The sequence below is a fragment of the Mycolicibacterium mageritense genome (genome assembly GCF_010727475.1).
Taxonomy (GTDB): domain Bacteria; phylum Actinomycetota; class Actinomycetes; order Mycobacteriales; family Mycobacteriaceae; genus Mycobacterium; species Mycobacterium mageritense.
Genome location: NZ_AP022567.1, coordinates 1,431,409 through 1,458,141 on the forward strand (window position 1 = coordinate 1,431,409; position 26,733 = coordinate 1,458,141).

At 65.9% G+C, this 26,733-nt stretch carries 24 protein-coding genes and 1 tRNA gene; 7 read left to right on the top strand and 18 right to left on the bottom strand.

Annotated features, from left to right (window positions below):
- The 5 genes from G6N67_RS07020 to G6N67_RS07040 form a co-directional block, all read right to left on the bottom strand.
- Entirely contained in the window at positions 1-369 is a 369-nt protein-coding gene (locus G6N67_RS07020) for a nuclear transport factor 2 family protein (protein ID WP_036433432.1), read from the bottom strand.
- 18 nt (positions 370-387) lie between these two features.
- Complete coding sequence (locus tag G6N67_RS07025; RefSeq protein ID WP_036433430.1) at positions 388-1,140, bottom strand: maleylpyruvate isomerase family mycothiol-dependent enzyme; 753 nt, start codon at positions 1,138-1,140, stop codon at positions 388-390.
- A 1-nt stretch (position 1,141) separates the two neighbouring features.
- The gene (locus G6N67_RS07030; protein WP_051578769.1) at positions 1,142-2,458 is read right to left on the bottom strand and encodes a cytochrome P450; all 1,317 of its coding nucleotides are present in this window, start codon (positions 2,456-2,458) and stop codon (positions 1,142-1,144) included.
- Positions 2,459-2,496: 38 nt separating this feature from the next.
- On the bottom strand, positions 2,497-3,855 hold the full coding sequence (locus G6N67_RS07035; RefSeq protein ID WP_036433428.1) for a UDP-glucose dehydrogenase family protein: 1,359 nt from the start codon (positions 3,853-3,855) through the stop codon (positions 2,497-2,499).
- A 92-nt stretch (positions 3,856-3,947) separates the two neighbouring features.
- Positions 3,948-4,316, bottom strand: a complete 369-nt coding sequence (locus G6N67_RS07040) for a VOC family protein (protein WP_036433426.1) — start codon at positions 4,314-4,316, stop codon at positions 3,948-3,950.
- Positions 4,317-4,379: 63 nt separating this feature from the next.
- Between G6N67_RS07040 and G6N67_RS07045 the strand changes: the two genes are divergently transcribed.
- Positions 4,380-4,859, top strand: coding sequence for a MarR family winged helix-turn-helix transcriptional regulator (locus G6N67_RS07045; RefSeq protein WP_036433423.1), 480 nt, complete (start codon positions 4,380-4,382; stop codon positions 4,857-4,859).
- A gap of 33 nt (positions 4,860-4,892) precedes the next feature.
- On the opposite strand, the gene G6N67_RS07050 is transcribed toward G6N67_RS07045, so the two are convergent.
- The 4 genes from G6N67_RS07050 to G6N67_RS07065 all read right to left on the bottom strand — a co-directional run bounded on the left by G6N67_RS07050 (position 4,893) and on the right by G6N67_RS07065 (position 10,032).
- Positions 4,893-6,551 (bottom strand): DUF7159 family protein, encoded by a 1,659-nt coding sequence (locus G6N67_RS07050; RefSeq protein WP_036433421.1) that lies wholly within the window; start codon positions 6,549-6,551, stop codon positions 4,893-4,895.
- A gap of 220 nt (positions 6,552-6,771) precedes the next feature.
- Complete coding sequence (locus G6N67_RS07055) at positions 6,772-8,097, bottom strand: ammonium transporter (RefSeq protein ID WP_036433417.1); 1,326 nt, start codon at positions 8,095-8,097, stop codon at positions 6,772-6,774.
- Between the two features lie 170 nt (positions 8,098-8,267).
- Entirely contained in the window at positions 8,268-8,837 is a 570-nt protein-coding gene (gene dcd / locus G6N67_RS07060) for a dCTP deaminase (RefSeq protein ID WP_036433415.1), read from the bottom strand.
- Positions 8,838-8,853: 16 nt separating this feature from the next.
- The gene (locus G6N67_RS07065) at positions 8,854-10,032 is read right to left on the bottom strand and encodes a DUF7159 family protein (RefSeq protein WP_036433412.1); all 1,179 of its coding nucleotides are present in this window, start codon (positions 10,030-10,032) and stop codon (positions 8,854-8,856) included.
- A 369-nt stretch (positions 10,033-10,401) separates the two neighbouring features.
- Between G6N67_RS07065 and G6N67_RS07070 the strand changes: the two genes are divergently transcribed.
- Positions 10,402-10,475 (top strand) — tRNA-Gly (locus G6N67_RS07070).
- Positions 10,476-10,619: 144 nt separating this feature from the next.
- On the opposite strand, the gene G6N67_RS39630 is transcribed toward G6N67_RS07070, so the two are convergent.
- The 3 genes from G6N67_RS39630 to G6N67_RS07085 all read right to left on the bottom strand — a co-directional run bounded on the left by G6N67_RS39630 (position 10,620) and on the right by G6N67_RS07085 (position 14,072).
- Positions 10,620-11,051 carry a tyrosine-type recombinase/integrase gene (locus G6N67_RS39630; RefSeq protein WP_081812549.1) on the bottom strand — a complete coding sequence of 144 codons (432 nt, stop codon included), beginning with the start codon at positions 11,049-11,051 and terminating at the stop codon, positions 10,620-10,622.
- A gap of 199 nt (positions 11,052-11,250) precedes the next feature.
- Positions 11,251-12,456 (bottom strand): PIN domain-containing protein, encoded by a 1,206-nt coding sequence (locus G6N67_RS07080; protein ID WP_110798420.1) that lies wholly within the window; start codon positions 12,454-12,456, stop codon positions 11,251-11,253.
- A gap of 341 nt (positions 12,457-12,797) precedes the next feature.
- Entirely contained in the window at positions 12,798-14,072 is a 1,275-nt protein-coding gene (locus G6N67_RS07085; RefSeq protein ID WP_036429281.1) for an IS256 family transposase, read from the bottom strand.
- A 192-nt stretch (positions 14,073-14,264) separates the two neighbouring features.
- Here G6N67_RS07085 and G6N67_RS39635 point away from each other — a divergent pair, with 192 nt between their 5' ends.
- Entirely contained in the window at positions 14,265-14,483 is a 219-nt protein-coding gene (locus G6N67_RS39635) for a GIY-YIG nuclease family protein (protein WP_407663372.1), read from the top strand.
- A gap of 349 nt (positions 14,484-14,832) precedes the next feature.
- On the opposite strand, the gene G6N67_RS07090 is transcribed toward G6N67_RS39635, so the two are convergent.
- Both G6N67_RS07090 and G6N67_RS07095 read right to left on the bottom strand, forming a co-directional pair.
- Entirely contained in the window at positions 14,833-15,750 is a 918-nt protein-coding gene (locus tag G6N67_RS07090) for a DUF1828 domain-containing protein (protein WP_036433404.1), read from the bottom strand.
- Positions 15,747-16,280 carry a hypothetical protein gene (locus G6N67_RS07095; RefSeq protein WP_131524693.1) on the bottom strand — a complete coding sequence of 178 codons (534 nt, stop codon included), beginning with the start codon at positions 16,278-16,280 and terminating at the stop codon, positions 15,747-15,749. Before G6N67_RS07095 ends, G6N67_RS07090 begins: the two co-directional genes overlap by 4 nt.
- A 458-nt stretch (positions 16,281-16,738) precedes the next feature.
- Here G6N67_RS07095 and G6N67_RS07100 point away from each other — a divergent pair, with 458 nt between their 5' ends.
- Positions 16,739-17,653 carry a PmeII family type II restriction endonuclease gene (locus tag G6N67_RS07100; protein ID WP_036433402.1) on the top strand — a complete coding sequence of 305 codons (915 nt, stop codon included), beginning with the start codon at positions 16,739-16,741 and terminating at the stop codon, positions 17,651-17,653.
- On the opposite strand, the gene G6N67_RS07105 is transcribed toward G6N67_RS07100, so the two are convergent.
- Complete coding sequence (locus G6N67_RS07105; RefSeq protein ID WP_197747952.1) at positions 17,650-18,945, bottom strand: DNA cytosine methyltransferase; 1,296 nt, start codon at positions 18,943-18,945, stop codon at positions 17,650-17,652. The two genes, G6N67_RS07100 and G6N67_RS07105, sit on opposite strands and share 4 nt — an antisense overlap.
- A gap of 115 nt (positions 18,946-19,060) precedes the next feature.
- Between G6N67_RS07105 and G6N67_RS07110 the strand changes: the two genes are divergently transcribed.
- Positions 19,061-19,639, top strand: coding sequence for a maleylpyruvate isomerase family mycothiol-dependent enzyme (locus G6N67_RS07110; protein ID WP_036433400.1), 579 nt, complete (start codon positions 19,061-19,063; stop codon positions 19,637-19,639).
- Between the two features lie 4 nt (positions 19,640-19,643).
- On the opposite strand, the gene G6N67_RS07115 is transcribed toward G6N67_RS07110, so the two are convergent.
- From G6N67_RS07115 to G6N67_RS07125, 3 genes are read right to left on the bottom strand one after another with little or no spacing between them, the layout of a single operon-like run.
- Positions 19,644-21,467 carry an ABC transporter ATP-binding protein gene (locus G6N67_RS07115; RefSeq protein ID WP_036433398.1) on the bottom strand — a complete coding sequence of 608 codons (1,824 nt, stop codon included), beginning with the start codon at positions 21,465-21,467 and terminating at the stop codon, positions 19,644-19,646.
- 27 nt (positions 21,468-21,494) lie between these two features.
- The gene (locus G6N67_RS07120) at positions 21,495-22,208 is read right to left on the bottom strand and encodes an SGNH/GDSL hydrolase family protein (protein ID WP_036433396.1); all 714 of its coding nucleotides are present in this window, start codon (positions 22,206-22,208) and stop codon (positions 21,495-21,497) included.
- A 3-nt stretch (positions 22,209-22,211) separates the two neighbouring features.
- On the bottom strand, positions 22,212-24,455 hold the full coding sequence (locus tag G6N67_RS07125) for an MMPL family transporter (RefSeq protein WP_081812548.1): 2,244 nt from the start codon (positions 24,453-24,455) through the stop codon (positions 22,212-22,214).
- 325 nt (positions 24,456-24,780) lie between these two features.
- Between G6N67_RS07125 and G6N67_RS07130 the strand changes: the two genes are divergently transcribed.
- Positions 24,781-25,983, top strand: coding sequence for a flavin-containing monooxygenase (locus G6N67_RS07130; protein ID WP_036433395.1), 1,203 nt, complete (start codon positions 24,781-24,783; stop codon positions 25,981-25,983).
- A complete protein-coding gene (locus G6N67_RS07135) occupies positions 25,983-26,732 on the top strand; it encodes an O-methyltransferase (RefSeq protein ID WP_036433394.1) in 750 nt (249 codons plus the stop codon). The genes G6N67_RS07130 and G6N67_RS07135 overlap by 1 nt, the downstream gene beginning before the upstream one ends.
- Position 26,733 lies beyond the last annotated feature (1 nt).

Here is a 26,733-nt window from a genome sequence, read left to right on the forward strand (position 1 = left end):
TCAGCCGGCCAGATCCCGCTCGGTCAGGTCGGTGGCCGCCAGGGCGGCGGCCAGGGTGTCGTGGCGGAACACCGAGGTGACGTGATCGCGCACGACCCGAAACGCTGACGCACTCGTGCTGGTGGTGCCGTCGGGTGCGGTGATGGTCTGTTCGGCCACCACGACACCGTCATGGACGTACATCCGGCCGGGTTCGACCGTCGCCCCGAGCGCCTCGGCCCAATTCCTCAGCGCGGCATGGCCTTGGGCGGCCCCGGCGGAGTCGCCCACCTCGATGTCGTCGCTGCACAGCCGGTCCAGGGTGTCCAGATCCCGCGTGTTGAGCGCGTCATGCCAGGCCAGAACCGTCGCGATCTCCGATGTGGTCATGAACGAAAACTACGCCACTCAGAACGGTGTGCGCTCGAGCCACGCGTCCCACACCGCGGTGTCGCCCAACACTTCCACGCCGAGATCGGCCGCGGTACCCCGGCGTGTGGTCGCGAGCAGCAGGGCCTTGGCCGACCCCCGCAACGCCACGTCGCCCTTGCCGTGGGCGTGCGACCACGACACACCGTCTTCGTCGTTGACCACCGTCCACTCCCCCGTCGGCCCGAGTTCGGCGTCGGTGGCGTGCAGGTGCAGGCGCTGCCCCGGCTCGACCGGTGACCCGTGATGTTTGGTCGCTTCGACACAGACCCGGTCCAGCCACTCGCTGATCGCATCGGCCGCGAGATCGGCAGGCAGATCGAACGTGGTGCCCAACGCCAGTGCCGCGTCGGCCCGGTGCACGGTGGCCTCGTGCACGCGGCGTCTGATCCACCACCCCGCGGGTTTGGCGCCCAGGAAGGTCCACACCCGCGCGTCGGTGCCGACCTGGTCGACGGCTTTGAGGATCAGTTCTGCGCCCTCGTTGAGCCACGCGATGGCGCCGTCGGGGTCGTCGGGCGGCTTGCCGTCACGCACCTCTCGCGGATCGAGTTCGGCGACCCGCCGGTCGCCGATGATCTGTGCAGCCCAACGGTTTCCGCGGCCGACGTGCCGGAACAGCTGCTTGAGCGTCCAATCCGGACAGGTCGGGACGGGCGTGGCCGGATCGCCGGTGGCGATCAGATCCCCGAAGGCTTTGGTCTGGTCGAGCAGAGCGGCTCGGAAGTCCACATCACGAACCTACCGCTGCGCGCGCCTTCCCGAGTGCGATCGGCAGAGTCGACCACCCGCGCAGCACCCGCGTGTCGCGTCGCACCCCGGTTCCGGCGAGCCGCGCATCGGGGTACCGCTCGAAGAACGACCGCAGCCCAACCTCGCCCTCGGCGCGAGCGAGCGCCGCACCCAGGCAGAAGTGCCGGCCACCCGAGAACGACAGGTGCTTGCCTGCGTTGTCGCGTTCGATGTCGAACCGGTGCGGGTCGGTGAACACCTGGGGATCGCGGTTGGCGCCGGCCAGGTGGATGACGATGAGCTCACCGTGCCCGATGGACGTTCCTGCCACCTCGGTGTCGCGGGCGGCCACGCGCGCGCTCATCTGCACCGGTGAGTCCAGCCGCAGGATCTCTTCCACGGTGTTGGGCCACAACTCGGGCCGCGCGGCGAGCGTCTCAAGATGCTCGGGGTGGTCCAGCAGCATGCGGATCCCGTTGCCCAGCAGGTTCACCGTGGTCTCGAAGCCCGCCGCGAGCACCAGCCCGGCAAGCGCCTTGAGCTCGCGCTCGGTGAGCGGTTCACCGGCGGCACCGCCGTCGGAGGCCGCGATGAGCTGGCTCATGAGGTCGTCGCCCGGGTTTCGACGCAGGTGGCTCAGGTGGTCGGTCAGCCACCTGTCGAAACCCGCGATGCCCGCGTTGACCTGGCGGTATTGCGACCAGGTCAGGCCGATGTCGAGGCTGGGCGCGGCGAGCTCACCGAAGTGCAGGATTTGCGGCCGGTCGGCTTCGGGCACACCCAGGATGTCGCCGATGACCGCGACGGGAAGCTTCGCGCAGTACCGGTCGACCACATCGGTGGCCCCAGCCGTCTCGCCCAGCCCGTCGAGCAGCTCGATCGCGGTTTCTTCGACGCGTTCCCGCAGCCGCGCCACCGCCCGGGTGGTGAAGACCGAGGAGACGAGCTTGCGCATGCGGGTGTGGTCGGGCGGCTCGATGGACAGCAGCGACGGCGGTTCGATCGGGTGCAGCAGGCCCGTGTCGGTCTTCTCGACGACCCACCGCAGTGGTTTCGGCAGGCCGCCGCCCAGCTTGCTGACCCGGAAGTCCTCGGACCGCAGCAGCTCGTGGCCGACGGTGTGATCGAAGGTCAGAAGCACCCTGCGGCAACGGATCACCGGACCCTGGCCGCGCAGTTCGTCGGCGAACGACGCCGGGTCCGCACGGACCCGCGGATCGGAGATGAGCCTGGCCTGGGGATCTCCCTGACGCGTCCCGACCGCGGACATGCCGCGAATCACGCCGTGCAGGGCAAACCAACGGATCCGTTCCCGCATGAGCCGAGACTACGACTGCGAGCGTTGTTGGACAAGTGTCAAACAGCAGCTACCGCGCGGCCCAGCGCGTACATCCGCCAGCCGGCCTGCTGCCACCTCGCCGCATCGAGGCAATTGCGCCCGTCCACAACCACTTTGGCGCGCACCGTGCCGGCCAGCTCGGCCGGATCGAGGTCGACGAACTCGGCCCACTCGGTGAGCACCAGCACGGCATCGGCTCGTTCGCACGCCTCCACCACCGACGTCGAGTAGTTCAGCGTCGGGAACACCCGCTGCGAGTTCTCCATCGCCTTCGGGTCATAGACGTTCACGGTCGCGCCGTTGAGCTGCAGCATGCCCGCGACGTTGAGCGCGGGCGAATCGCGCACATCGTCGGATTCGGGCTTGAAGGCCGCGCCCAGCACCGCGATGTTCGCACCGAGCAGGGATCCGCCGCAGGCCCGGGTGGTGAGTTCGACCATTGCGGTGCGGCGGCGCATGTTGATGCTGTCGACCTCGCGCAGGAAGGTCAGCGCGTGGTTGGCGCCCAGCTCACCCGCGCGCGCCATGAAGGCCCGGATGTCCTTGGGCAGGCAGCCACCGCCGAAGCCCAGGCCCGCGTTGAGGAACCGGCGCCCGATGCGCGGGTCGTAGCCCAGTGCGTCGGCGAGCATCGTGACGTCGGCGCCGGCGGCCTCACACACCTCGGAGATCGCGTTGATGAACGAGATCTTGGTCGCCAGAAAGGCGTTCGCGGAAACCTTGACCAGCTCGGCGGTCTGCAGGTCGGTTACCAGGAACGGCACGCCGTCGGCGAGCAGCGGCGCGTACAGTTCCCGCACCGCGGCCTCGGCGCGTGACCCGTTTGTCCTCCTCGCGTGCGGGGCCGAGTCGTGTTGCACGCCAAGGACGATGCGGTCGGGGTGCAGCGTGTCGTGCACGGCAAATCCCTCCCGCAGGAACTCCGGGTTCCAGGCCACCTCGACGTCGACGCCTTCGGGCGCGAGGCGCCGTGCCCGCTCGGCCAGGTCAGCGGCGGTGCCGACGGGGACGGTGGACTTGCCGACGATCACGGCAGGCCGGCGCAACCGCGGCACCAACGTGTCGATCACGGCGTGCACGTGGCGCAGGTCGGCGCCGTAGTCGCCCTTCTTCTGCGGGGTTCCGACACCGAGGAAGTGCACGTCGGCGAAGTCCGCGGCGTCCTCGTAGTCGGTGGTGAACCGCAGCCGGCCCGCGGCGAGATTGTCGTTGAGCACCTTCCGCAGACCCGGTTCGTAGAACGGGATGTCGCCGGAGGCCAGCTTGGCCACCTTGCCGGGGTCGATGTCGACGCCCACGACCTCGTGACCGAGCTCGGCCATACCCGCGGCGTGAGTGGCCCCGAGGTACCCGGTTCCGAATACGGTGCATCTCATACTGCCTGGATAGGCGGCGCGTATGAGCGAGCCGCTACGTGACACTGAGCGGCAGACCAACGTCAGGTAACAGTTGGTGGCGGGGACACGGATCAGGCGCGGTCGTGCAGCGTCACCTGGTAGCCGTCGGGATCGGCGAAGGTGAATGTCCGACCGAAGGGGCCGTCGAACGGCTCGGTGACGATCGTGTGACCGTCGGCAGCGAGGGCATCGTGAATGGCCTGGACGTCGGTGGCGTGCAACCAGATCGCGGCACCGATGCCGGGCTGCGCAACGGATGAGAGATCGGTGCCGGGAATGACATCGCGGAGCGCGAACGCGATCGGCTTCGTCTCGAACACGACAGCGTGCGGCGGTCCGGCCTGCGAGCGGACCAGGCCCAGGTACCGCTCGTAGAAGGTTTGCGACGCGGCGAGGTCGCGCGCCTGCAGGGAGATGAAGTCGGGGCCGGTTGCGGGCATTTCGAAGCTCCTCCAGTTCGTGTCAGTTTTCTGACACAGGTCAATCTATGTCAGAATACTGACATGAGTCAAGACGGTGTCGACCTCCACACGTCGCTGGGATATCTACTGAAAGAGGCGTCGAGCGTCCTCCGCGCAGCCATGGAGGACGTGCTGCGGCCGCTCGGGATGAGTGTGACCCACTACGCCTGCCTCGAGCTGCTGGCTCAACGCCCGGGATTGTCGAACTCCGAGCTCGCGCGGGGCGCGTTCGTGACCCGGCAGTCGATGAACGTGCTGCTCCAGAACCTGGAGCGGGACGGCTACGTGACCAGGCCCGCGGAGGCGCCGGTCGGCAAGGTTCTTCCCACGCGGCTCACGCCCCGCGGGCGGCGGAGCCTGGAGAAGGCGTCGGCGGCCGTGCGGTCCGTCGAAGTCAGGATGCTGGCCGGCCTGACCGAGACCGAGCAGTCAGACGCGTTGCGGATCCTGCAGAGCATGATCCACTCCCTGCGCGCGGAGACTAACGCCAAATCGACGAAAGGGTCGTCGTCACACGCGTGACGCGACCCTTTCGTCGATCTCGATGCTCTCCGGCTAGTGACCGCCGCCGAACGGGAACGGCCAGATGGGCGAGCCACCATTGCCGCCGCCGGATCCACCGCGGCCACCCGAGCCGCCGCGACCGGAGTCCGAACCACCGGGGTTCCAGCCACCGGAACCACCCGAGCCGGAGCCGGGCCAGTCACCCGAGCCGCCACGGCCCGAGCTCGGCGGATCCCAATCACCCGAGCCTGAGCCATTACCGGAGCCTGAGCCCGGGAACGGCCACTGCGGTTCCTCGTGCGACGGCGGCTGCCACGGCGGCGTCTCCGGCTTGTCCCGCGGCGGGCGAGGCTGCCACGGCGGGCTCCACGGCGGATCGTCGTTCACCGGGGGCCGGAAGATCGGAATCCTCGGCGCCGGCGGCAGCACCACTAGCGGGGGGACGTACGGCGGCGAGTAGATCGGCGCAGGCGCGGGCAACACCGGCGCGGGTGCCACCGGGGCGGGCGCAGGCGGTGGTGCCGCGGGCTCGGGGGCCGGAGGCGGCGCTGCCGGCGCAGGCGCGGGAGCCTGCGGCTGCTCGACGTACACCGTCCGCGGCGGTGCCTGCGGGGCCGGAGCCTCCTGCACGACCGGAACCGGGGCCTTGATGGTCTCCGGCGGCGGTGCGGGCGGCGGCGCCTGCACCGGCTGCGCCTCGGGAGCGGGGGCCGGCGGCTTGGCCGGTGCGCTCGGGATCACCGCGCTCTGTCCTGGCGCGGGCCGCTGATCGACCGTCGGCCGGATGCTCACGGCGAGCGAAATGACCAGGGCCACAACACCAACCACGAAGATCGAGGTGAGCGCGCTGCCGACCAGCAGGAACGGCTTGCGCCCCTCGTCGGCCGGCAGGTCGTCGAAGGCCGCGTCGTCGACCACGTCGGCACTCGCGGGCGCCATCTCGGTGGCCAGACCGGCCAGCCCCGCGTACGCACTGCCCGCGGTGGTGCCGTCGGGATCCTGCGAGTAGGCCAGGCCCACGGTCGAGGCCTCGAACGCGGGCGCGTTGGCCGACGCCAGCGCCGCGCCACGGGCCAGCGCCAGTTCGGGTTCGTCGGGGGCACTCACCGGCAGCGAGACGAGATTTTCCAGATGCGCCTTGACCGAGCTGACGTCCACGCCGGAGCCGACGACGAACATGCCCTGCGGCGGCGAATCCTGCGCATCAACGGCGGCCGCCATGTCGGTCAGCACGGCCATCGCGTCAGCGCTGTGCAGCGTGCTGCTCAGCACCTTGACGACCGACCCGTCGTCGGTCTTCACCACCGACAGCGTCGCGGTGTCCCGGTCGATGAACAGCAGCGCCGTGGTGTCGTATCCGACGGCCCGGCCGACGGCTTGCGCCAAGGCCCCGGCCGCGTGACTCTCCGACACCAACATGACGTCTTCGATGCCGTTGGCGGTCAGCGCGTCGCGCAGCGCCGAAGCATCGGAATGGTCGGTCCACGTGACACCGATCGACTTGAGATGGTGCCCGCCCGCGGTCGCGCTCTCCTTGGTTCCGAGCACCGCGGCGACCACCTGATCGGCCGCACTCGAGGTAGCTGAACCGTCGCCGCCGGTGACGTCGAAGACGTCGTGATCAACCGTGATGCCGTCGGCCTTCTCCCCCTCGACCAGCACCATGCGGACCGTCGTAGGTGCCATCGACACACCTAATACGATGTCCACCAAGCCCTCCAAATTGTTTGCTGCACTGCCTTAGTCGCCTTTGGGCACACGTCCGCACGAGCCGACAACTAGAACTTTCATCGGCGCAATCAGCTCGATCGTTACATCGGTGCGCGTTAGCTGGTTGCGCTGACGTTCTGGTCGGACCGCGACGGCAGGTGCTCGCCGACGCCGGTGAGTTCGACCCTACTCGGCAATACGACAAATGGCGCCGGGCGGTTCAGCCGGGCTGCTCTCCCTCGGCCGATTCCGGCCGCTCCGTCAGCTGGCCCAGCGTGCCGCCGAACGGTCCGGGACGGCGCAGCGGCGAGTGCCCGTGCACGCCCTCGGCGTACGCGGTTTCGGCGTGCTGGGTGAAGTCGACACCCGTGGTTTCGTCCTCGGGGCTGAGCCGGAAGCCCATGAACCGGTCGATGAGTTTCGCGAGCCCGTAGGACACACCGAACGCGTACACCGCGACCACCACCGCGGCCAACAACTGCTTACCGAGCTGGGTCAGGCCGCCGCCATAGAAGAGGCCCTGCGCGCCGCCCGTCATCACCTCGGTGGCCAGCAGACCGATCAGCAGCACGCCGACCACGCCGCCGACGAAGTGCACGCCGACCACGTCGAGCGAGTCGTCATACCCGAACCGGAACTTCAGCCCGATCGCGAACGAACACACCACGCCGGCCGCGAGGCCCACCACGACCGCGCCGAGCGTGTTGACCGTGCCGCACGACGGCGTGATCGCGACCAGACCGGCCACCACACCCGAGGCCGCACCGAACGTCGTCGGCTTGCCGTCGCGGATCTGCTCGACGGTCAGCCAGCCGAGCATGCCGAGGCAGCCCGCGACGAGCGTGTTGAGGAAGATCGCGGCCGCGGTGCCGTTGGCGGCCAGCGCCGAGCCGGCGTTGAACCCGAACCAGCCGAACCACAGCAATCCGACGCCGAGCAACACGAAGGGCAGGTTGTGCGGGCGCATCGCGTCCTTCTTGAACCCGATCCGCGGGCCCAGCACCAGCGCGAGCGCCAGCGCCGACGAGCCGGACACGATCTCGACGACCAGGCCGCCCGCGTAGTCGAGCGCGCCGAGCTTGAACAGCCAGCCGCCCGGGGCCCACACCCAGTGCGCGACGACGGCGTACACCGCGATCGCCCACACCGGCACGAACACCATCCACGCCGCGAACTTGGCGCGGTCTGCGATGGCCCCGCTGACCAGGGCCGCGGTGATGATCGCGAAGGTCAGCTGGAACGTCGCGAACAACAACTCCGGCACCGAGCCGTGCGCGGTGCTCGGATCGATGCCGAGCATGCCGAAATGCTCCAGGCCGCCGATCAGCCCGCCGCCCGCGTCGTCGGAGAACGCCAGCGTGTAGCCGACCAGCAGCCAGGCCACCGTGACGAGCGGGATCGAGATGAAGCTCATCATGATCATGTTGAGCACGCCCGTGGTGCGGACCATGCCGCCGTAGAAGATGGCCAGGCCGGGGGTCATCAGCAACACCAACGCGGTGCTGGCCAGAAGCCACGCGGTGGCGGCCGGATCGATCTCGTTCAACTCGAGCTCCTTTGGTCCCGAACGAGAATGTCGACCTCGAGTTTCGGCGGCGCGGCGATCATGTTTCCGACGTGTTTCTGACTTCTCACGCCGTGCAAAAGCCGACCGTGGGTGCTATGCACGCCTTCCGGCGGAAACCGGTACACAGCGCCCACGCTCGGGCGTGTGGGCTACGACTTGATGAAGTTCAGGTGCGAGCGCGACGGCGTCGGGCCCCGCTGGCCCTGGTACTTCGAGCCCACCTTGGCGCTGCCGTACGGATGCTCGGCCGGACTGGTCAGCCGCAGCAGGCACAGCTGGCCGATCTTCATGCCCGGCCACAGGATGATCGGCAGGTTGGCGACGTTGGAGAGCTCCAGCGTGATGTGGCCCGAGAAGCCCGGGTCGATGAATCCCGCGGTCGAGTGCGTCAGCAACCCGAGCCGGCCCAGCGAGCTCTTGCCTTCGAGCCGGCCCGCCAGGTCGTCGGGCAGCGTGCACAGCTCCAGGGTGGAACCCAGCACGAACTCGCCCGGATGCAGCACGAACGGCTCGCCCGTGGCGGGCTCGACCAGGCTGGTCAGCTCGTCCTGCTGAACCGCCGGGTCGATGTGGGTGTAGCGGGTGTTGTTGAACACCCGGAACAGGCTGTCGAGCCGGACATCGACACTCGACGGTTGCACCAGCGCGTCGTCGAACGGCTCGATGCTCAGGCGGTTCGCGGCGATCTCGGCCCGGATATCGCGATCGGAGAGCAGCACCCGACGAGCGTATCGGTTAGCGACCGATCACCTGCGTCAACGGCGGCAAGGTGATGTCGGTGTGCGGCACCGTGATGGGTGTCTGGGCCGCGTGCACCGCGGGTGGCACGACCTTCTGCGCGACGGCGTTGATCCGCGGATCGCTGAGCGCGGCCGCGATCAGCGGGGGTGGCGGCTGCGGCGGCGGCGCGGCCATCGCCGGCATGGCCGCCTGCGCGGCATCGGGCGCAGGCGCGGGCGGTGGCTCGACCGGCACGGGTGACGGCGGCAGCGGGTCCGCATGGTTGGCCGGAGCCGACACCTGCACTTCCGAATCACCTTGCGCGCCATCGTTTGTCATCGCGAAGAACAACGACACCGCGAGCGTCAGCACCGCGGCGGCGACGACGGCGCTCAGCGTGCGCACCACAGGGTCGCCCTTGTGTGCGGGCGCATTGTGCTCGTCGGTTTCGACCAGCTCGGGTGCGGCCGATAGCCGGGCCGCGCGCGGCACGAACACCGACGCCGACGTGTCGACGCTCTCGCCGCGCCTGGAATCCGCGCTGGCGAGCAGCGCGCCGCGGCCCAGCAGCAGTGCCGCCTCGTCAGACCGCTTCACCGGCCGGGAGTCGGAGCTCAGCTTGTCGACGACGCGGTCCACGTCGTCGGCCGAGCCGCCGATCACGACCGACGTGACCGGCTCGGAGAAGCTGTCGCACATACCGCGTAGCGCCAGGACCGTCGTCGCCACGTCGGGAGCGTCGAGGCGCCGGCTGCGCTGCGGGCGCGTGCCGTCGACCTCGGCGCCGAGCACGGCCAGCATCGTGGTGTCGGGTTCGACGACGCACAGCGCGACGGACCCGTCGCCCGCCATGTGCTGGGCGGCCGCGTCGACCGCGTCGGACGCGCCGATCACCGCGACATTGGTGATGCCGAGTTGGTCGAGCGCCTCGATCACCAGGTCGGCCTCGATCGCCACGGCATCGGTCCAGGTCAGCGCGACCCGGGCGACCGTGTTGCCATTGGCCGAGGCCGCGGCATAGGTACCGAGGACCGCACTGACCACATGCTCGCTGAAGCCCGGTTGCTCGACGCCCACGCGCGTGTCGGCACCGAATGAGTCGTGGTCGATCACCGCACCGTCCCCGCGGCTGCCCTCGACCAGGAGGATGCGGGCATCGTGCGTGGTCATGGCAATTCCGATAACGACGTCCATGTGTTGAAACCCCTCGATTGTCGGCTCGTGAATGCGACCCTCTGCTCCACCCAGCGCTGGATGAGCCCCCGGGAATTGACGCTAACGACGGTGTTTGAGAACGGTCGCCTGAGTCATTACCGGACTCTCAGAGTCTCGCCCGCGCGGGACGGCCCGCCAATGCTGCTCTGCGGTAATCAGTTTCGCCGTGGCCGGCCGTGAGCCGCGTCGCGCCTACGTAGCCGCGACGCGACGAGTGCGGTCAGGTTCGCCACCCGCCGCTAACCGACCTCGGGCCGTCCACCCTGGTTTTTCTTAGAGTCCGGGGCCACGCGGCGCACCACGTTGACCACCGCGCCGGTCGAGTTGGTACTCTTCGTCCGCAACCATGCCGATGTAGTTCAATGGCAGAACATCAGCTTCCCAAGCTGAATACGCGGGTTCGATTCCCGTCATCGGCTCCACGATGAGCAGCGGAAACGCTGTTCGAACGTTTGACTACACCGCGTCACTTTCACGAGATATCACAACTCGGTCCAAAGTCGCACCAGCATATTTAAGCGCAGATCGTGCGAGTGGGCGTACAGCTTGATCGTGAGGCTGGTGTTCTAATGCCTAATCCAGGCGGCGATCACAGCGGCGGGAATCCTGTTGAGATGCATCAGGGTCGCGCAGGTGTGCGGCGCAGCATGCAGCTTGATGTGCCGGACGCCAGCAGCCCGCACCGTGTCACGCCAGTAGCGTGACAAACCGCAGGAGCATAAGGTCGCCCGACTTCGTTGCAGAGCACGTGGTCCCACGGACCGCTCGCAGCCCGCAGAGCTAAGCGTTCTTTCGCTTGACGGGCCTTCCGAGCGCAAGGCCACAAGCGGCCGTTCCGGCAAGGGCAGAGCGCGACGCGGGGGGACGGACTGGGAATCGTTCTCAACAGTCCGACCGTCCGCCGCCGCGCGATTATTTCTGATCGTGAGGGTGCCAGATTCCAGGTGAATGTCGACCCACCTAAGCCCCGCTACCTCGCCACGGCGCAGCCATGACAACGCAAGTTCCCAAACGTGCGCGAGCGTGAACCTTTCACCCTCCGACCTGGGCTATTGGACCGTCCTCTATAAATATCTACGGGAATTAGCCAATTGGAGGCTGTTTTAGAGAATGCTGTTCGATTCACATACTTCACTGTTCCATAAATAGTCACGACAAACGCCTCACATCTCGGTTGCTTAACAACCGATTAGGGGTTTAACCGTCCTTCGGGACGAACTCAAGCGCCAGCAGAGCTGCCGGGTTCGCAACATAGCGGAACTCAAGCTCAGTTTCGAAGCTGCCGGTCACCCTGAAATAGTGGTCGTTCCAATCGCTATCGACGAGCTGCCACTCACCATCAGAGCCGTAGTAGTCAGCCTTATGAATCAACCCCTCGTACTCGACCGTCGCTTCTACGGTGGCAGAACCGATCTCTGTTCCACTTTCGAAAGTCTCATGTTCGTCCAGAGCAACCGTCCCGAGATCGGGCAGCACCTCGTTGACGGTCGGATCCGAAATATCCGAGCTGATCTTTTCACCGAACAACAGTGGATCCCCATCGCTTTCGTGTCCATCGAATCGCAGATGTTCTCCGTAGAACCTGCGCTCGCACAGGTCGGCGATTCCATCCTGGACCAACTGGAGGATGCCTGGCGGAGACACTTCACCCGGAAAATCCTCAGCTGGTCTAGACGAGGACGCCTCACTTGCACCAGCTGGGGACTCGTCATAGCGGTTGGTGCGCACGCCTTCGTGCTCAATCGCACCGCGAATCTTCTGGGCAATTCCCACAGCGACACTGGCGCAGATCCGATGGTCAAATTCTTCCACCAGTTTTGGGTGCAGATGCTCCGCTCCTTCTTCGCGGAAGTCCTTGTCATTCGTTACCAGGACCACAACGGCACCATCGGTCGATTCAGCAGCCAGCTCGCAAACTGTTTCCCAAATCAGCGCATCTCGATAGCCTTTGTCTGTTTCGTCGAACGGGGGATGCTGGACCAGCGACTTGCGCACCATTTCCAAATGAGAACGTCCCTCAGGAACTGGCCACAGACGAATGCCGCGTTCGGCCAACTTCTTGCGCATGTCGCCGCCGACATCGTCCAGCGACATTGGCTTTAACGTCGCGAGATCAACTGACGAATCTACGATTTCAGGGATACTGACTCCTGCGTACCGGAGTGCCCCCAGCGCCTTGCTCCACTGCTTCGACAGGGCGGTGAACGACCTTTGTTGTCGATCCGCTTCCTGGCGTGCAAGTTCGAGCACTACGACTTCTGGCACGACGAACTCGACATCAGGTCGGTCCTCAGCCCAAGTCAGTAATTCTTGCCACCCGACTCCTTGCTCGAATTCACCGGAGGACCACAGGACATTGGTATCGACAACTACGAATCGCGTGCACTGGCTAGCGGCTGTCATGTGCTTAGGCTATGCCCGCCGCCCTAACCCACTTCCGAGCGGCGCGCCCCGAAGGTGCCCATCATCGCGATAAAGCGATCACCGTGAGCGCAACCGCCAAGCCGTGGGCCTACGTAAAATTGGCACATTCTTGCACTCGAGTGAAACTCGTCGTCGATGCACCTGCGTGCGATCACCCCACACCACGGATCAACACGGTATTGACAAACGATATGGAGTCGATCCTCGACACGCGCATCTACACACCTACAGAAGTCCTACGCCGTCCCTGCCGAGTACCGAAGCTGCCGGGTTCACGGGTGGTGGTTGAGATATTGTCAAGACTTGTGGATGAGCGAGTTTCAGGCGGCCTCCTCGGTGGGTGAGGTGGAGTCGGTTTCGGCGAGTTTTCCCTTCTCGAAGGTGGCGCCGTCGCGGACCAGTTTCACCAGGTGGGGTGCGTTGACCGCTCGCCATTTCGCCTGTGCGGCCTCGATCAGCTTGTAGGCCATCGCCAGACCCGCAGCGCGGGATCCGGGGCCTTTGGTGACCTTGGTCCGCAGTCGCACGGTCGCGAAGGTGGATTCGATCGGGTTAGTGGTGCGCAGGTGTATCCAGTGTTCGGCCGGGTACCGGTAGAACTCGAGCAACACGTCGGCGTCATCGATGATCTTGGCCACAACCTTGGGGTACTTGGCGCCGTAAGCCTTCTCGAAGGCCACGATCGCTTGGCGTGCGTGCGTGTCGTCTTCGGCGTTGTAGATTTCCTGCATCGCTTTGATCGCGTTGGGGTGTGCTGATTTCGGCAGTGCAGCAAGCACATTGGCTTGTTTATGGAACCAGCAGCGTTGCTCACGCGCTTGTGGGAACACCTCCCGCAGCGCGGCCCAGAACCCGAGCGCCCCGTCCCCGACCGCCAGGGCCGGCGCCGTCATGCCGCGGCGTTTGCACGAGCGCAGCAGATCGGCCCACGACTCGGTCGATTCCCGATACCCATCAGCCAGGGCGATGAGTTCCTTCTTGCCGTCGGCGCGGACCCCGATCATCACCAGCAGGCATAGTTTCTCCTGCTCCAAACGCACTTTGAGGTGGATGCCGTCGACCCACAGGTACACATAATCGGCGGTGATAGCCCGGTCGGCGAAGGCGGCGGCCTCTTTCTGCCATTGACTGGTCAGCCGGGTGATCGTGGCTGCTGACAGCCCCGCGCCCGACCCCAGGAACTGCTCCAGGGCGGGCCCGAAATCACCGGAGGACAGCCCATGCAGGTACAGCAACGGAAGCACCGCAGAGATCTCCGGGCTCTTGCGTGCCCACGCAGGCAGGATCTTCGACGAAAACTTCTGCCGCTCACCGGTTTCCGGGTCGACACGCTTGTCGTTGACCCGGGGTGCTTTCACCGCGACCGCACCGGCGGCGGTCATCACCTCACGTTCGTGGTGATACCCGTTGCGCACCACCAGCCGGTGCCCATTCTCATCGACCTGATCGACGAACTGGTCGATATAGGCGGCGACCTCAGCGCGCAGTGCCGCGGCGAGCATCTGCCGGGCCCCGTCACGCACGATCTCATCGAGGATCGAGCGGTCTTGGCCGGCCGGGTTGGAACCTTCGTTGTTGTTGACTACCGTGAGCACGAAGCGTGCCTTTCCGCCAGCGCTGCAACGCTGACTTGATCAAGTGACTACCGGGATCATATTTGCGGGAAGGCACGCCCTCCCAGATCCACAAGTCTTGATCATTCCTCGTGGTGGTTTCGCGAAATTCCCAAGAATATTGACACCGCACAGTGTCAGGGAGGGACGGACTCACTTTGGGATTACACAGGTATCAGCCCTTCGCGTCCGCCGTCCAGTGGTAAGCCGCCAAGCAGCCAGAGCCTCTACAACCGGATTCTCTACCACTACAGAGACAACGCCTACGGTTCGACATTCCGTAACACAGTTGGCGTACTGCTAGCCCACCAGTTGGGTATCCGATTGCGGCGAGTGGGTTCGGGAACCCGGCTGACTTTTACACCGAGCGGAGAGGAAGAAATACACCGCTGATGACCCACAACGCTCTCGTCTCCTTGGTTGCATGTCGCGAGCCTTAGATGCTCGAAGAGGAATTGATCGCCAGGCTTGACTTACCCCTCAACCTGCCGGGGAACAGCCATAACAATGTCTATTTATCGTTGAAACGGCTTAGAGCAGAGGCGGTCGCGGCGACACGGTCAGTCATAGTTGTTGCGAACGGTCGCAGCGTTATTTGCCGCTTCGTCTATCCCGAGTTGAGGGCGTGGGGAGAACCCCGAAGAAGACTCATACGGTTTGCCTCGAACTGCCAGCACCCCATCTCTCTCCAAACAACGGCGCATGGAGACGGCTTTTGCGGTTTGCTCGCGTTCCTAACCGTCTACTTGCCAGCGTGGGGCGGTTCGATTGCCTCAGGATCCCCGGCGTCATTAGCTCGGCTGCCGCCGATAAAGACTCCGGATAGTTGGCCCAACGATTCGAAAACAAAGTCGCGAGTCCCAGGCAGCTCCGACGCACCCAGGAACCGCTGGACCGAAAGCTGCCCCTCGAACGAGCCAACGTAGCTGGACTCAGAAATTCGGCGTACCAGGCTCCGTAACGTGTCCTCGCTCGAATTACGTCCAGGCACTGACTCAAGCAAGGTCAGGCGGTTCCCAAGCGGGTGGTCGTTCTCTCCAAGCCCTCCCATCACCCAGAACGCGTGCTCCAAAGATGACCGTAGGTCGCTCAGTTTTCGCCCACTGGCACCCTGGATGATGACTTCTCCGCGCGGGCTATCAACAACAGCAGTCACCGTTTGCGGGCTGCCGTACTTGTCAACAACGCTTGTCCTTTTGACCGTGTAGCCAGCTTCCTCTTTGAGCCACGAACGAACCTTGTCCGCGAACGTGCGCCGTTCACCCGCGGTTAGCAGATGAATACTGTCTAGGGCAATGCACGCATCGGCCAATATTGAAATTCCCGCTGCGGCTGTCTCGTGGGTCGCCTGAACGAACACACGACTGCCCGCTTCGCGGACGCCGAACTCGGCCAGGATGTCCTTCCATAGTGACTTCGCACGCGTAGATCCGAGGCCCGGCCCTGAAAGGTCCAGACGAGCACTGGCCAGCCCGCCGTCGCTGATTATGACGCGAGCACCATCGTCCGACGGACGCACAAGTAGCTCTACCGCATCCCCGTCTGAGAAAAATCGACCAGTGGTAACAATCAGCGTCGACTCATCGTGGGACAAACGGCAGCTGATGTCGCCGCGCAGCACCTGGAGAGCCGTCGCGAAGTCCATGCAGTTTGCGGTCATGGAATCACGTCTCCGTCCTCGGTTGTTGCAGTCGGCTCATCAGGGATCAAGGCCAGAGGGTCTGTCCAATCGTATGCATCACCCAATTTAACGTGAAACATCTGACAAAACATCTCAAAAATCTCCCTGAGCTGCTCAGATGTCACCTCAGTGTCATCATCCTGGAACCACGCGGGAGGCCATGGCGGGATCGGATCAATCGCATGTGCTTCCAGGCAGTCATCACGCCAGAGGTGCAGGTGTGACTGGTTAGTCCATACCTTCTGGTCTGTGCGCCTGTTGCGATGGGTTCCTCGAACGTCTAATCGACATGCATTGTTCTTGCCCGCAGCACCATCGTGGATCACGAATGTAGGGCGATGCGGCTCAAACGTCCCTACCAACGCAACGAGCGTCATTGGCACTGTCAGCACCGACCGGAGACGATGTGTCGCGCGGAGCCGCGTGCCCTTCAGTTCCCAAGCAAGTCGTTCATTGAGTTCAAGATTCGCGTCCCCTAGTCGGATTGCTTCAAAGGTTGCGAATTCCACCGCTACCTCTTCCTTCGGCGCCCTAGGTCAAGGTAGATCCTGCACGTTGACCTTGCGGTGCGAGTGGTGGGCAGCGGCACCCTTGCCTGTGCCGCTGCAGAGCGAATCTAGGTGTCTAACTGGCCAGATTAGGTCCGGATTGAGGCAGATAGGTGCATCCACCGAGCGTGTGTCTCGCCTGGCGAAGCACCTACCCCAAGGTCTCACCGCTAAACGACGCGGCGTACTGCAATAGACCGCCGGTGTCGCCGCAGTGTCACAAGGCGAGATCAGACGAGGATCCCCACGGACATCCAAGGGCGAGTTATTGCAGGTCAAACCGTATTGCGATCACACACAAACACCGGTGGCCAGCGCGGACCAGCTTCCCAAGCTGAATACGCGGGTTCGATTCCCGTCATCGGCTCCACACACGCAGGACGCCCAGCCCTGTCACACCCCACCCATACACTCCACCCGTGGACAGCTCGGACTCGGAGACAGCACGCGTCGTCACGACTGAGGGCGATGTGGTCGTGGTGCCGCCGGTCCCCGACGACGAGGCGCCGGAGGTAGCGCAGACCGCCGAGTTCGTCCGCCCGACCCCGCTGGCTGACGCGATGCCCGACGACCAGTTCCGCGAGGTTGTCAACGTCACGCGTGATTTGATCGACCGCCGGTTCCAGAAGGTCCGGGAGATGACAGACGTCAACTCGGTCGACGTCAACATCAACCCGTTCCTGATGTTGGCCATGGCGCCGGCGTACAACATCTTCTCGCCGTTCGAAGCCGCCGAGTATGTGCAGAACTCGAAGCTGCCCCACGGTGACGCCACGGCGTTCGGCAAGTTCGTGGAGGACAAGATCTTCCCAATCTTCGGAGCGAAAACCCCGCCGGAGAAGACCGTCGCCGCGACGTCGAACCTGTGGAGCCCGATCGACAAGGAGATCGAGATCGCGGGCGTGCGGTTCCTGCTCACGCTCAAGGCCGGCCCGTGGACCATGAACCAGGACCACGCGCACAACATGATCGCCCGGTTCCCCGAGATTCGCGACACCACGGGCTGCGACATCGTCATCGGCATCACCTACGGCACGCCGGGCTCCCTCAACAACAAGCCGGCCATGGTGGTCCGCGGGACGGGCGATTATGTCCACACCCTGGTGGGCAAGGAGCTGTGGGAGTTCGTCACCGGCGTCACCGACGCGCACAAGTGGGTGTTCCGCGCGATCCGGCAGGCGCAGAAGGAATTCGCGCAGGCCCACGGCGGCAAGACGTTCTTCGAGCACGTCGTCGAGGCGCGCCTGCAGCTGGCGGAGTCGTTCCGGCAGGCATTCAACTTGATTGGGGCAGAAGACGATATGTGGGAGCGGATCTTCAACGGCTCGTTCTAGGCGCGCTCGGGTTCCCGGTAGCGGCCCACCCCGGCGGCCGCGTCGAAGATCACGGCTTGTCCGTTCTTCCACCACGACCTGGTGCGCACGTGGGAGTTCACATAGACCCGCCGCATGACCTCGCGGGCCTCGGATCGGTTGCGACCCAGCGCGGGCCGGTCGAGGTGCTCGGCGATCAGCTCACCGGCGACCTCGCCGAGCTTGACCGGGACGGCGTTGCCGACTTGGGCCATCTGCTGCTGCGGGGTGCCGTCGAACACCCAGCCGTCCGGAAACTCCTGGATCCGGGCACATTCGGCGACCGAGAGCACACGGGTCTCGGTGGGGTGGCACATGCTGGTGCTCGAATGGTTGGGCAGCGTCGTGATGGTGGGGCTCGGCAGATCCCACGACAGCCGCCGCCACCAGCCCGAGCGACCGCCTTTCGCGAAGTACGCGGCGCCCATCGACGCGCGGGCCACGTCGTCGGGCAGGGACCGCCAGTTGCCGCCAGGCGGAACGAGCGACAGGAACTGCTTCTTGCGCGGCGAGAAATCCATCAGCACGGGTTCGGTGTCGACGAACCCGTCGAGCGCTTCGCCCATGGTCTTGTGCGGCGCCAGCCCGGGCTCGAATCCGTGTGTCGGGGATGGGAAATCGATGACCTTGTTGAGCCGGTTGCCGATGAAGAGCACGCGCTCACGCAGCTGGGGCGCACCGTAGTTGACCGCGTTGACTTCGAACACGTCGACGCGATACGCGCCGTTGTCGATCTTGTGCAGGTCTTCGGCCCACGCCGCGATCGCCGAACCCGGTAGCTCCTCCGGACGGAGCTCGGGACCACCCTTGTTGGGCCGGTCCTTGATCGGGCGGTGCACCAACGCCCCAGACAGGAGACCGCGCACGTTCTCCATCAGAAACATCTTGGGTTTCAGCGCATCGACGAATCGCAGGAAGTGCCAGATCAGTTGGCCCCGAGGATCGCCCACCGTGCCGCGCTTGCCTGCGGTGGACCACGACTGGCACGGCGGCCCACCGACCAGCACATCCAACTCGCCCTGCTCCAGGCCCAGCTCGTCCATGAACTCGAAGGGATCGAGCGTCGAGAGATCGGCGCACACCACGGCGGTGCCGGCATGTCCGAAGTGGCCGGCGTCCCGGTTGATCTCCAACGTCCGGCAGAACGTCGACTCCAGCTCGACCGCGCTCAGCAGCTCGAACCGGCCGGTGCGGTCCAGCCCGACGTCGAGGCCACCGGCACCGGAGAACAGCGACACCACGCGATACCGATCGCCGCCACCCTTCCCTTGCACGAACCCATCGTGCACCATGAACAACCTCGCCTTTCGAACCGCCGCGCCGCCACCTCCTCGAAGGTACGTTCGAGGACCGACAGATAGCCCTGCAGAACGACGACGAGGAGCAGCCATGGACTCTGACACGATCTGGCGCACCATCGACGAGCAGCGCAACGAACTCGCCGACCTGCTCGACACCTTCACACCGGAGCAGTGGTCGACACAGTCGCTGTGCACGGCCTGGACGGTGCGCGATGTCGCGGTCCACATCACGCAGTCGCACCTCGGGCGCAAGGAACTCGCGGTGGCCGCGCTGAAGTCGGGGTTCAACTTCGACGCCATGGTGCGCCGCGCGGCCCTCGCTGATCCGGCCACGCCGCAGGACATCACCGCGCGCCTGCGGGCCATGGCCGGTTCCCGGCGGCGGCCACCCATGACCAAGGAGGTCGACCCGTTGATGGACGTCCTGGTGCACACGCAGGACATCTGCATGCCGCTGGGGATCGACCGTCCCATGCCCGCCGACGCCGCCGTGGCGGTGGCAGAGCGGTTGTGGCACATGAAGTTTCCGATCAATCCGCAACGCGACTTGCCGGGCTACCGCTTCGTGGCCACCGATGCGGCCTTCGCCGCGGGCCCGGAGTGGGGCGCGCTGCGCGAGGAGCCCATCCGCGACATCGTCATGACGCTCGCACGCCGACGCCCCTGAACCGTCACCCCGCGACGGCGTGCTGCGCCTCGTGCAACCTCTTGTAGAGGCCGTCGACGGCCAGCAGCGATCGATGGTCGCCGACCTGGGTGATCCGGCCGTCCTCGAGAACCAGGATGCGATCGGCCACCGCGGCGATGAACGCCATGTCGTGACTGATCACCATGCACGTGCGATCCCGCGCGTAGCCGCGGATCACGCCGATCAACCGGGCCCGCTCGTCGGCGTCGAGATTCTCGGTCGGCTCGTCGAGCAGCAGCACCTCGGGCCGGCGCAAAAGGCAGCGGGCCAGTGCGATGAGCCGCTTCTGTCCACCGGAGGGCACCTGCACATCCACCACGGTGTCGTAGCCGTCGGCGAGCCTGCCGGGGTCGGTGATCACCGAGTCGATGTGCGCCTGGGCGCATGCCTCGGCGATGTCCGCGTCGTCCGCGGATGGCCGGGCCAGCCGGATGTTCTCGCGGATGGTGTCCTTGGTGAAGAACGGGAACTGGGCGAGTTTGGAGACCTGGTTCCGTAGCGATGCGATGGTGACGTGCGTGATGTCGTGGCCGTCGAGCAGGATCCGGCCGCGCTGCGGCTCGAGGAACCGCAGCATGAGGTTGAACACCGTCGACTTGCCCGACCCGATACCGCCGACCAGGGCCACCGTCTCGCCTTCCGCGACCGAGAAAGACAAGCCGTCGAGCACGGGCCGCTCCTTGGTGTAGCCGAACACCACGTCCTCGAACACCAGGTTGCCGTGCACGTCGCCGAGCGCGACGGCATCGGCCGGTTCTCGGACCGACGGCCGGGTGTCGAGTAGCTCGTAGGTCGAGGCCGCGTTCGGCGCCACCGACTGGTAGGTGGTGTAGGCGCCCAGAACACGTTGCGCCGCACCGAACATCGTCGGCACCATGCCCGCGAACACCAGGAGCCCGGCAAAGGTCAGGCCGAAGGTGGCACTGAAGCTGACGCCGACGATCAGCACCACGACGGTGCTGAGCGCGACGAAGATCTGCGATCCGTTGACGGTGGCCTGCATCCACACCACCGACGCCGCATCGCTCTTGGCCGCCGTGTCGGACGCGGCGTGGAACCGCTTGCTGCGCACCGGTTGTGCGTTGAACAACTGGATCTCGGCGATCCCGCTGACGGTCTGCTCGACCTCGGAGGCCATGGTGCGCTCGGCATTCATCACCCGCCGCATGACCGCCTGCACCTGGCGGCCCGCAAGCCTCAGGGTCAGCAAGGCCAGCGGTGTCAGCAGCAATGCCGCGACCGTCATCTGCCACGAGATCGCCACCAGATAGCTGATCACCACCGCGAGCACCACGGCGTCGATCACCGGTGGCAGCAAGCAGTCCGTCAGAAGGCGTTGCACGCCAGCGGATTCTGTGGTGACGCGCTGGATCAGTTCGCCGCTGCGCGAGCCGGTGAAGAAATCCAGCGACAAGGTCTGCATATGGTCGTGCACCCGTTGGCGGATGTCGGTCAACAGCACCCGTTCGACCTTCGCGCCGACCCACGCGTTGACGAAGTACATCAGCTGGGTCGCCACGAGTGATCCGGCCCAGACCGCGACCAGCACCGCGAACGGCACCGGACCTGCCAGCGACCGCAGCAGTCCGTCTTCCCGCGCGACCAGCGGTCCGCGTAAATCCCATACCCCGCTGAGGTTTCCGCTCTGCCCTGCGTCGGCGACCACCTGCACCATGGGTCCGAAGGCCGCGACGGTCACGTACGGCAGCGCTGCCGCGACCACTCCCAGCAGCAGGAGGGCCACGAGCAGGCCCCGCACCGCGCGGAGCATGCGCAGGCTCCGCCAGATCAGATGATGCGACTGCATTGCCACAGTCGCATCATCCTCGATGAATCAACGCAGCACGAACTCTTCGATGAGGTCGGCGATCATCGTTGCACCCCGCGAGTTTTGGTGGAGCAGGTCCGTGGTCAGTTGCAGCCCCCGGCGCCGGGAGATGTCGTCCAGCGAGCGGCGCAGCGCGAAGTGCTGGAACGCGCCGCTGCCCATCAGGACGAGGCCGTCGCGGTAGCGCGTGCCGGAGTGGTGACCGCTGGTTGTCAGGTAGGCCAGCTGACGTTCGTGCAGTGGCAGGTACGCCACCCCGTGGTCGTCGGCGATCTTCTTGAGCACCTCGCTGTACCGGCCGGACTGTCGTACCGATTCCGACTCGATGTCCTCGCCCAGGATCGGCAGCGACAGTAGCCCGATCCGCGCGGATGTTTCCGAGGCCAGCCGGTCGATGATCGCGCCGACGTTGTCGGCGAACCCTTCGATCGTCGGCGGCGCCGCGAGCTTCTGCATGCGGGTCGTCCGCGAGCTGTTCTTGGCCGACATGCTCGCGTTGGCGTCGTTGCTGCCGATCAGCACGGTCACCACGTCGGGCTGCTGGTTGATCACCGTGTCGAGGCGCCGCAGCACGTTCTCGGCGAGGTCACCGTTGACGCCGGCATTGCCGAACACGAACGGCGCCAACGCACTCCGGCCACCGAGCAGCTTCACATAGTCGACACTGAGTTGGCCCCGGGTGATGCTGTCACCGAGGCAGACGACACGACGCCGGGGCATTGGTTACGGCACCTCCTCATCCTGCTGCTGCGCCGCCACGGCCCGGTGACCGTCGCTGATGCTGATGTGTCGATGCAACCACGCCAGCGGCGCGGGCGCCCACCAGTTCCACTTGCCCATCACATGCATGAACGCCGGCACCAGCACCGTGCGCACCAGGGTGGCGTCGACCAGGATGGCCAGGGTCAGGCCGAGGCCGAACATCCGCATGAACGACACGTGCGCTGCGGTCAGCGCCGCGAACGAGATCGACATCACCAGCGCGGCCGCCGTGATCACGCGACCCGTGTGCGCGACGCCCAGGGCGATGCTCTCGTCGTTGTCGGCGCGGGTTCGCCCGGACGCCAGCCAGAATTCCCGGATCCGCGAGACGAGGAACACCTCGTAGTCCATCGACAGGCCGAACGCGATGCAGAACAGCACGACGGGCATGTTGGTGACCAGCGTGCCGGTGGCCGTGGTACCCAGCGCGCCCAGGTGGCCGTCCTGGAATATCCACACCATGGCACCGAACGCCGCGCTGAGCGACAACACGTTGAGCACCAAGGCTTGCAGCGGCAGCAGCACACTGCCGGTCAGCAGGAACAGCAGTCCGAGGGTGATGGCGGCGATCAGGCCGAGCACCATGGGCAGCCGAGACATGATCGCGTACACCGTGCCCCGGTTGGTCTGTGCGGTTCCGGTGATGTCGACCTCCCGACCGCCTGGGCCGGGGACCGCGTGCAACTGGTCGAGTTGGGTCTCGGATGCCGACGAGAACAGCGGCGCCGCGCTTGCCGCCGTGAGGAATACGCTGCCCTGCGCCTCGCCGGTCGGTGCCGACGGCGGGCCGGCGTGCACACCGTCGACGAACGACCCCGTCGGGGCGGAGACGGCGGTGATGCCGGGTACCCGCGAGACATCGGCGGCGTATCGGCTGATGTCCGAGGGCCTCAGCCCGGCCGCGTCGGGAACCACGATGGTGACCGAGGTCGCGGGGTCGGCGCCGAATTCGCTGCGGAGCCGATCACCCACCTGGTGGGCCTGCGCGGAGCTCGGTAGCACCCGATCGTCGGGGAAGCCCCACTTGACGCCGAGGAACGGCGCCCCGAGCAGCACGAGGAGTGCGACGCCCGCAAGCCCGATGGGGACGGCGTGGCGGATGACGAATACCGTTGAGCGGTACCAGAACTGTTGTTCGACGGGACGAAGGACCGGCGCGGTCCGCCGGAACGCCCGACGCACGTCCAGCGAGTCCAGGCGGGTGCCGATCGCCACCATCGCGGCAGGGGTCACCACCACTGCCACGATCGCGGCGAAGGACACCGTGGTGATTCCCGCGTAAGCCAACGATTTCAGGAAGTGCATCGGGAACAACAGCAGGGCTGACATCGACAGCGCGACAGTCGTCGCGGAGAACAGCACGGTGCGCCCGGCCGTCACCAACGTACGCTCGAGGGCGTCGTCGCGAGGTGCGCCCTGGGCCAACTCGTCGCGGAACCGGCTGATGATCAGCAGCGTGTAGTCGATCGCCAACGCGAGCCCCATCGCGGTGCTCAGGTTCAGCGCAAAGACCGACACGTCGGTGGCGAACGTGATCAGGCGCAACACCGCGAGCGATCCGGCGATCGCCATGACCGCGACCATGACCGGCAACGCCGCTGCCAGCAGGCCGCCGAAAACCCAGACCAACACCAGGAAGCTGAGCGGGATGGCGATCGACTCCATCACGAGCAGGTCGGTCTGCGTCTGCCGGGTGATCTGCGAGTTGACCATCGCGGGGCCGCCGGATCGGACGGTCACTTCGCCGTGGCCGCGCGATATCCGGTCGGCCAGCATGTTGGCGCGTTCCGGCGCGTCCCGCTCGCCACCGGTGATGCCCGCGACGATCAATCCCGATCTGCCGTCGGTGCTGATCAGCTGGGCCGCGGCCGCGGGCGGCGCGGTCCACGCCGAGGTCACGGTCGCGACATGCGGCGAGCGCCGCAGCTCGTCGACGATCGCAACGCCGGCGCCGCGGACCGCCACACTGTCGACACCGTCCTGCCCTGACAGGAGTATCACGAGCTGTTGATCGCCTTGACCGAACCGCTCGGCGAGAAGTCGTGTCGCGACGGCTGATTCGGAGTTCGGATCCTCAAACCCGGTCGGGGAAAGAAGGTTTGCCACCGGGATGCCGAAGATGGCCGCAACGACGGCCACCACCGCCGCCACGGCGATGGTCAGGCGCGGTGCCGCGATGACTAGGCGGGCAATGCGGTGCAGCAGGTTGGTGCCCTTTGCCGACGACAGTGCTAGCTACGGTGACGAATTGCGATGTTACAGCCGCACATCTCGATTCCGCGGGCGCTTGCGCCGATCCGGGCCGGACCGCCGGGACGCAGCCCGGCCGTAATTCTTTGATCAGGAAAATACCAAGGGACAGAACACATGCCAGGTGAGCACGGACATTCCCAAGGGAACGACTCCGCGATAGCGTCAATCATGGACGGCGGGCTTGCTGGGAGTTTCCTTCGGTTACGCTGTGAAGCACTGATGCCGCAGCGCCAGCTCCTCCTGGCAAACCGTGATCGCTGAGCGAACGGAGGTGTGAATGACCACGGAGGCCCGGGATCCATTCGACGCCGTCGTGATCGGCGCGGGTCCATCCGGTCTGGCAGTGGCGCGCGAACTCAAGCACCGGCACGGTGTCGGCACACTGGTGATCGATCGTGCAGCGGCACCGGCGATTTCGTGGCGGACCCGCTACGACAACTTCCGCCTCAACACCACGGGCTTCATCTCGCATCTGCCGGGCCAACGGATCCCCCTCACGGCCGGCCGGTGGCCGACGCGCGAGGACATGATCGCCTACTTCGACCGCTATGTGCAGCGCCAGAAGATCCCGCTGCAACTCGGGTGCGAGGTCCACCGCATCGACCACGCGCGGGGCAGCTGGCAGCTCGACACGTCGTCGGGCGTGATCGAGGCCCCGATAATCGTGCTCGCCACAGGTAATTACCGGACGCCGACCGTCCCGCCGTGGCCCGGGCTCGGCCGCTTCACGGGCGAGTTCGTGCATTCGGGTGACTTCGTCAGCGCCCGGCCCTATCAGGGCCGCGACGTCCTCGTCGTCGGCGCCGGGAACTCGGCGGCCGACATCGCGGTCCAACTCGCCGAGAACAACGCGGGCCGCATCTGGCTCGCGGTCCGCACTCCGCCGCATCTCGTGCGGCGCGCCATGGGCCCGATCCCGTCGGACATGTTCCTCGAGCTCTCGGCCCGGGTTCCTGCGAGCGTCATCGACCCTCTGATCTCCCGCACGCATCGACTCATGTGGCGTGCCGACCTGTCGGCCTACGGCTTTCACCGGCCGCCGTTGGGACTGAAGGCCACCGTCGAACAACGCGGACGTATCCCGACGTTGGCCGACGAGCTCGTCGGCGCGGTCCGCGCCGGGCGCATCCAGGTGGTCGCCGCGGTGGATGCGATCGAACCGGACCGCGTGGTTCTCAGCGACGGATCGTCGGTCGAGCCCGAGGTGATCATCGCCGCGACCGGCTTCAGCGCAGATCTCGACGGCCTGATCGGGCATCTCGATGTTCTTGACGACCGCGGCAATCCCCGCGGCGGTTTCGCCGGTCACGTCCGTGACGGGATGTTCGCCATCGGCTACGGCATCCCGCCCAACGGTCCACTGCGGTCGATCCGTCGGCACGCCCCGCGCCTGGCCAAGCAGATCGCCCGCTACCTCGCGACCAACCATGCGCCAACCGTTGCGCCCCAGGATGTTCCGTCGAGCGAGGGTAAACGCTGATGGCGGTGAAACGGCTCTTGGCTCCGTTGCGCTGGTCGGTGATCAACACGTTCCTGTTCCCGCGCACGTTCGCCCGCACCGGCCAGTTCGGCGACGGACGCGAGGCCGCGGTCGCCGAGTATGTCCTCACCAACGCGCGCCAGGGTGACATCGACGCCGTGCTCGACGCCATGGACCGGTTCGCGTACGACGAGACGTTCCTGATCAGCGTCGGCGATGAGAAGGGTGAACTGCTCGACGCCGCGGTACGACGGGCCGACACTCGCCTCGCCCTCGAACTCGGCACCTACTGCGGTTACGGCGCGCTGCGCATCGCCCGGGCCGCGCCCACCGCCAGGGTGTTCTCGGTCGAGTGGGCCGAGGCCAACGCCGCGATCGCGCGCCGGATCTGGGCCCACGCGGGTGTCGACGACCGGATCACCTGCGTGGTCGGCATGATCGGCGACGGTGGACGCACGCTGCGGGTGCTCGAAGAGCACGGCTTCGCCGCGGGCGCATTGGACCTGTTGTTTCTCGATCACATCAAGAGCGCGTATCTCCCGGATCTGCACAGCATCACCGAGCGAGGGTGGTTACACCCCGGGTCGATCGTGGTCGCCGACAACGTACGTATCCCGGGCGCGCCGAAGTACCGCGAGTACATGCGGCAACAGCAGGGCACGGGGTTCGACACGATCGAGCACAAAACCCACGGCGAGTACCAGACGGTGGTCCGGGATCTGATGCTCGAATCGGTCGTATTGGGCTGAC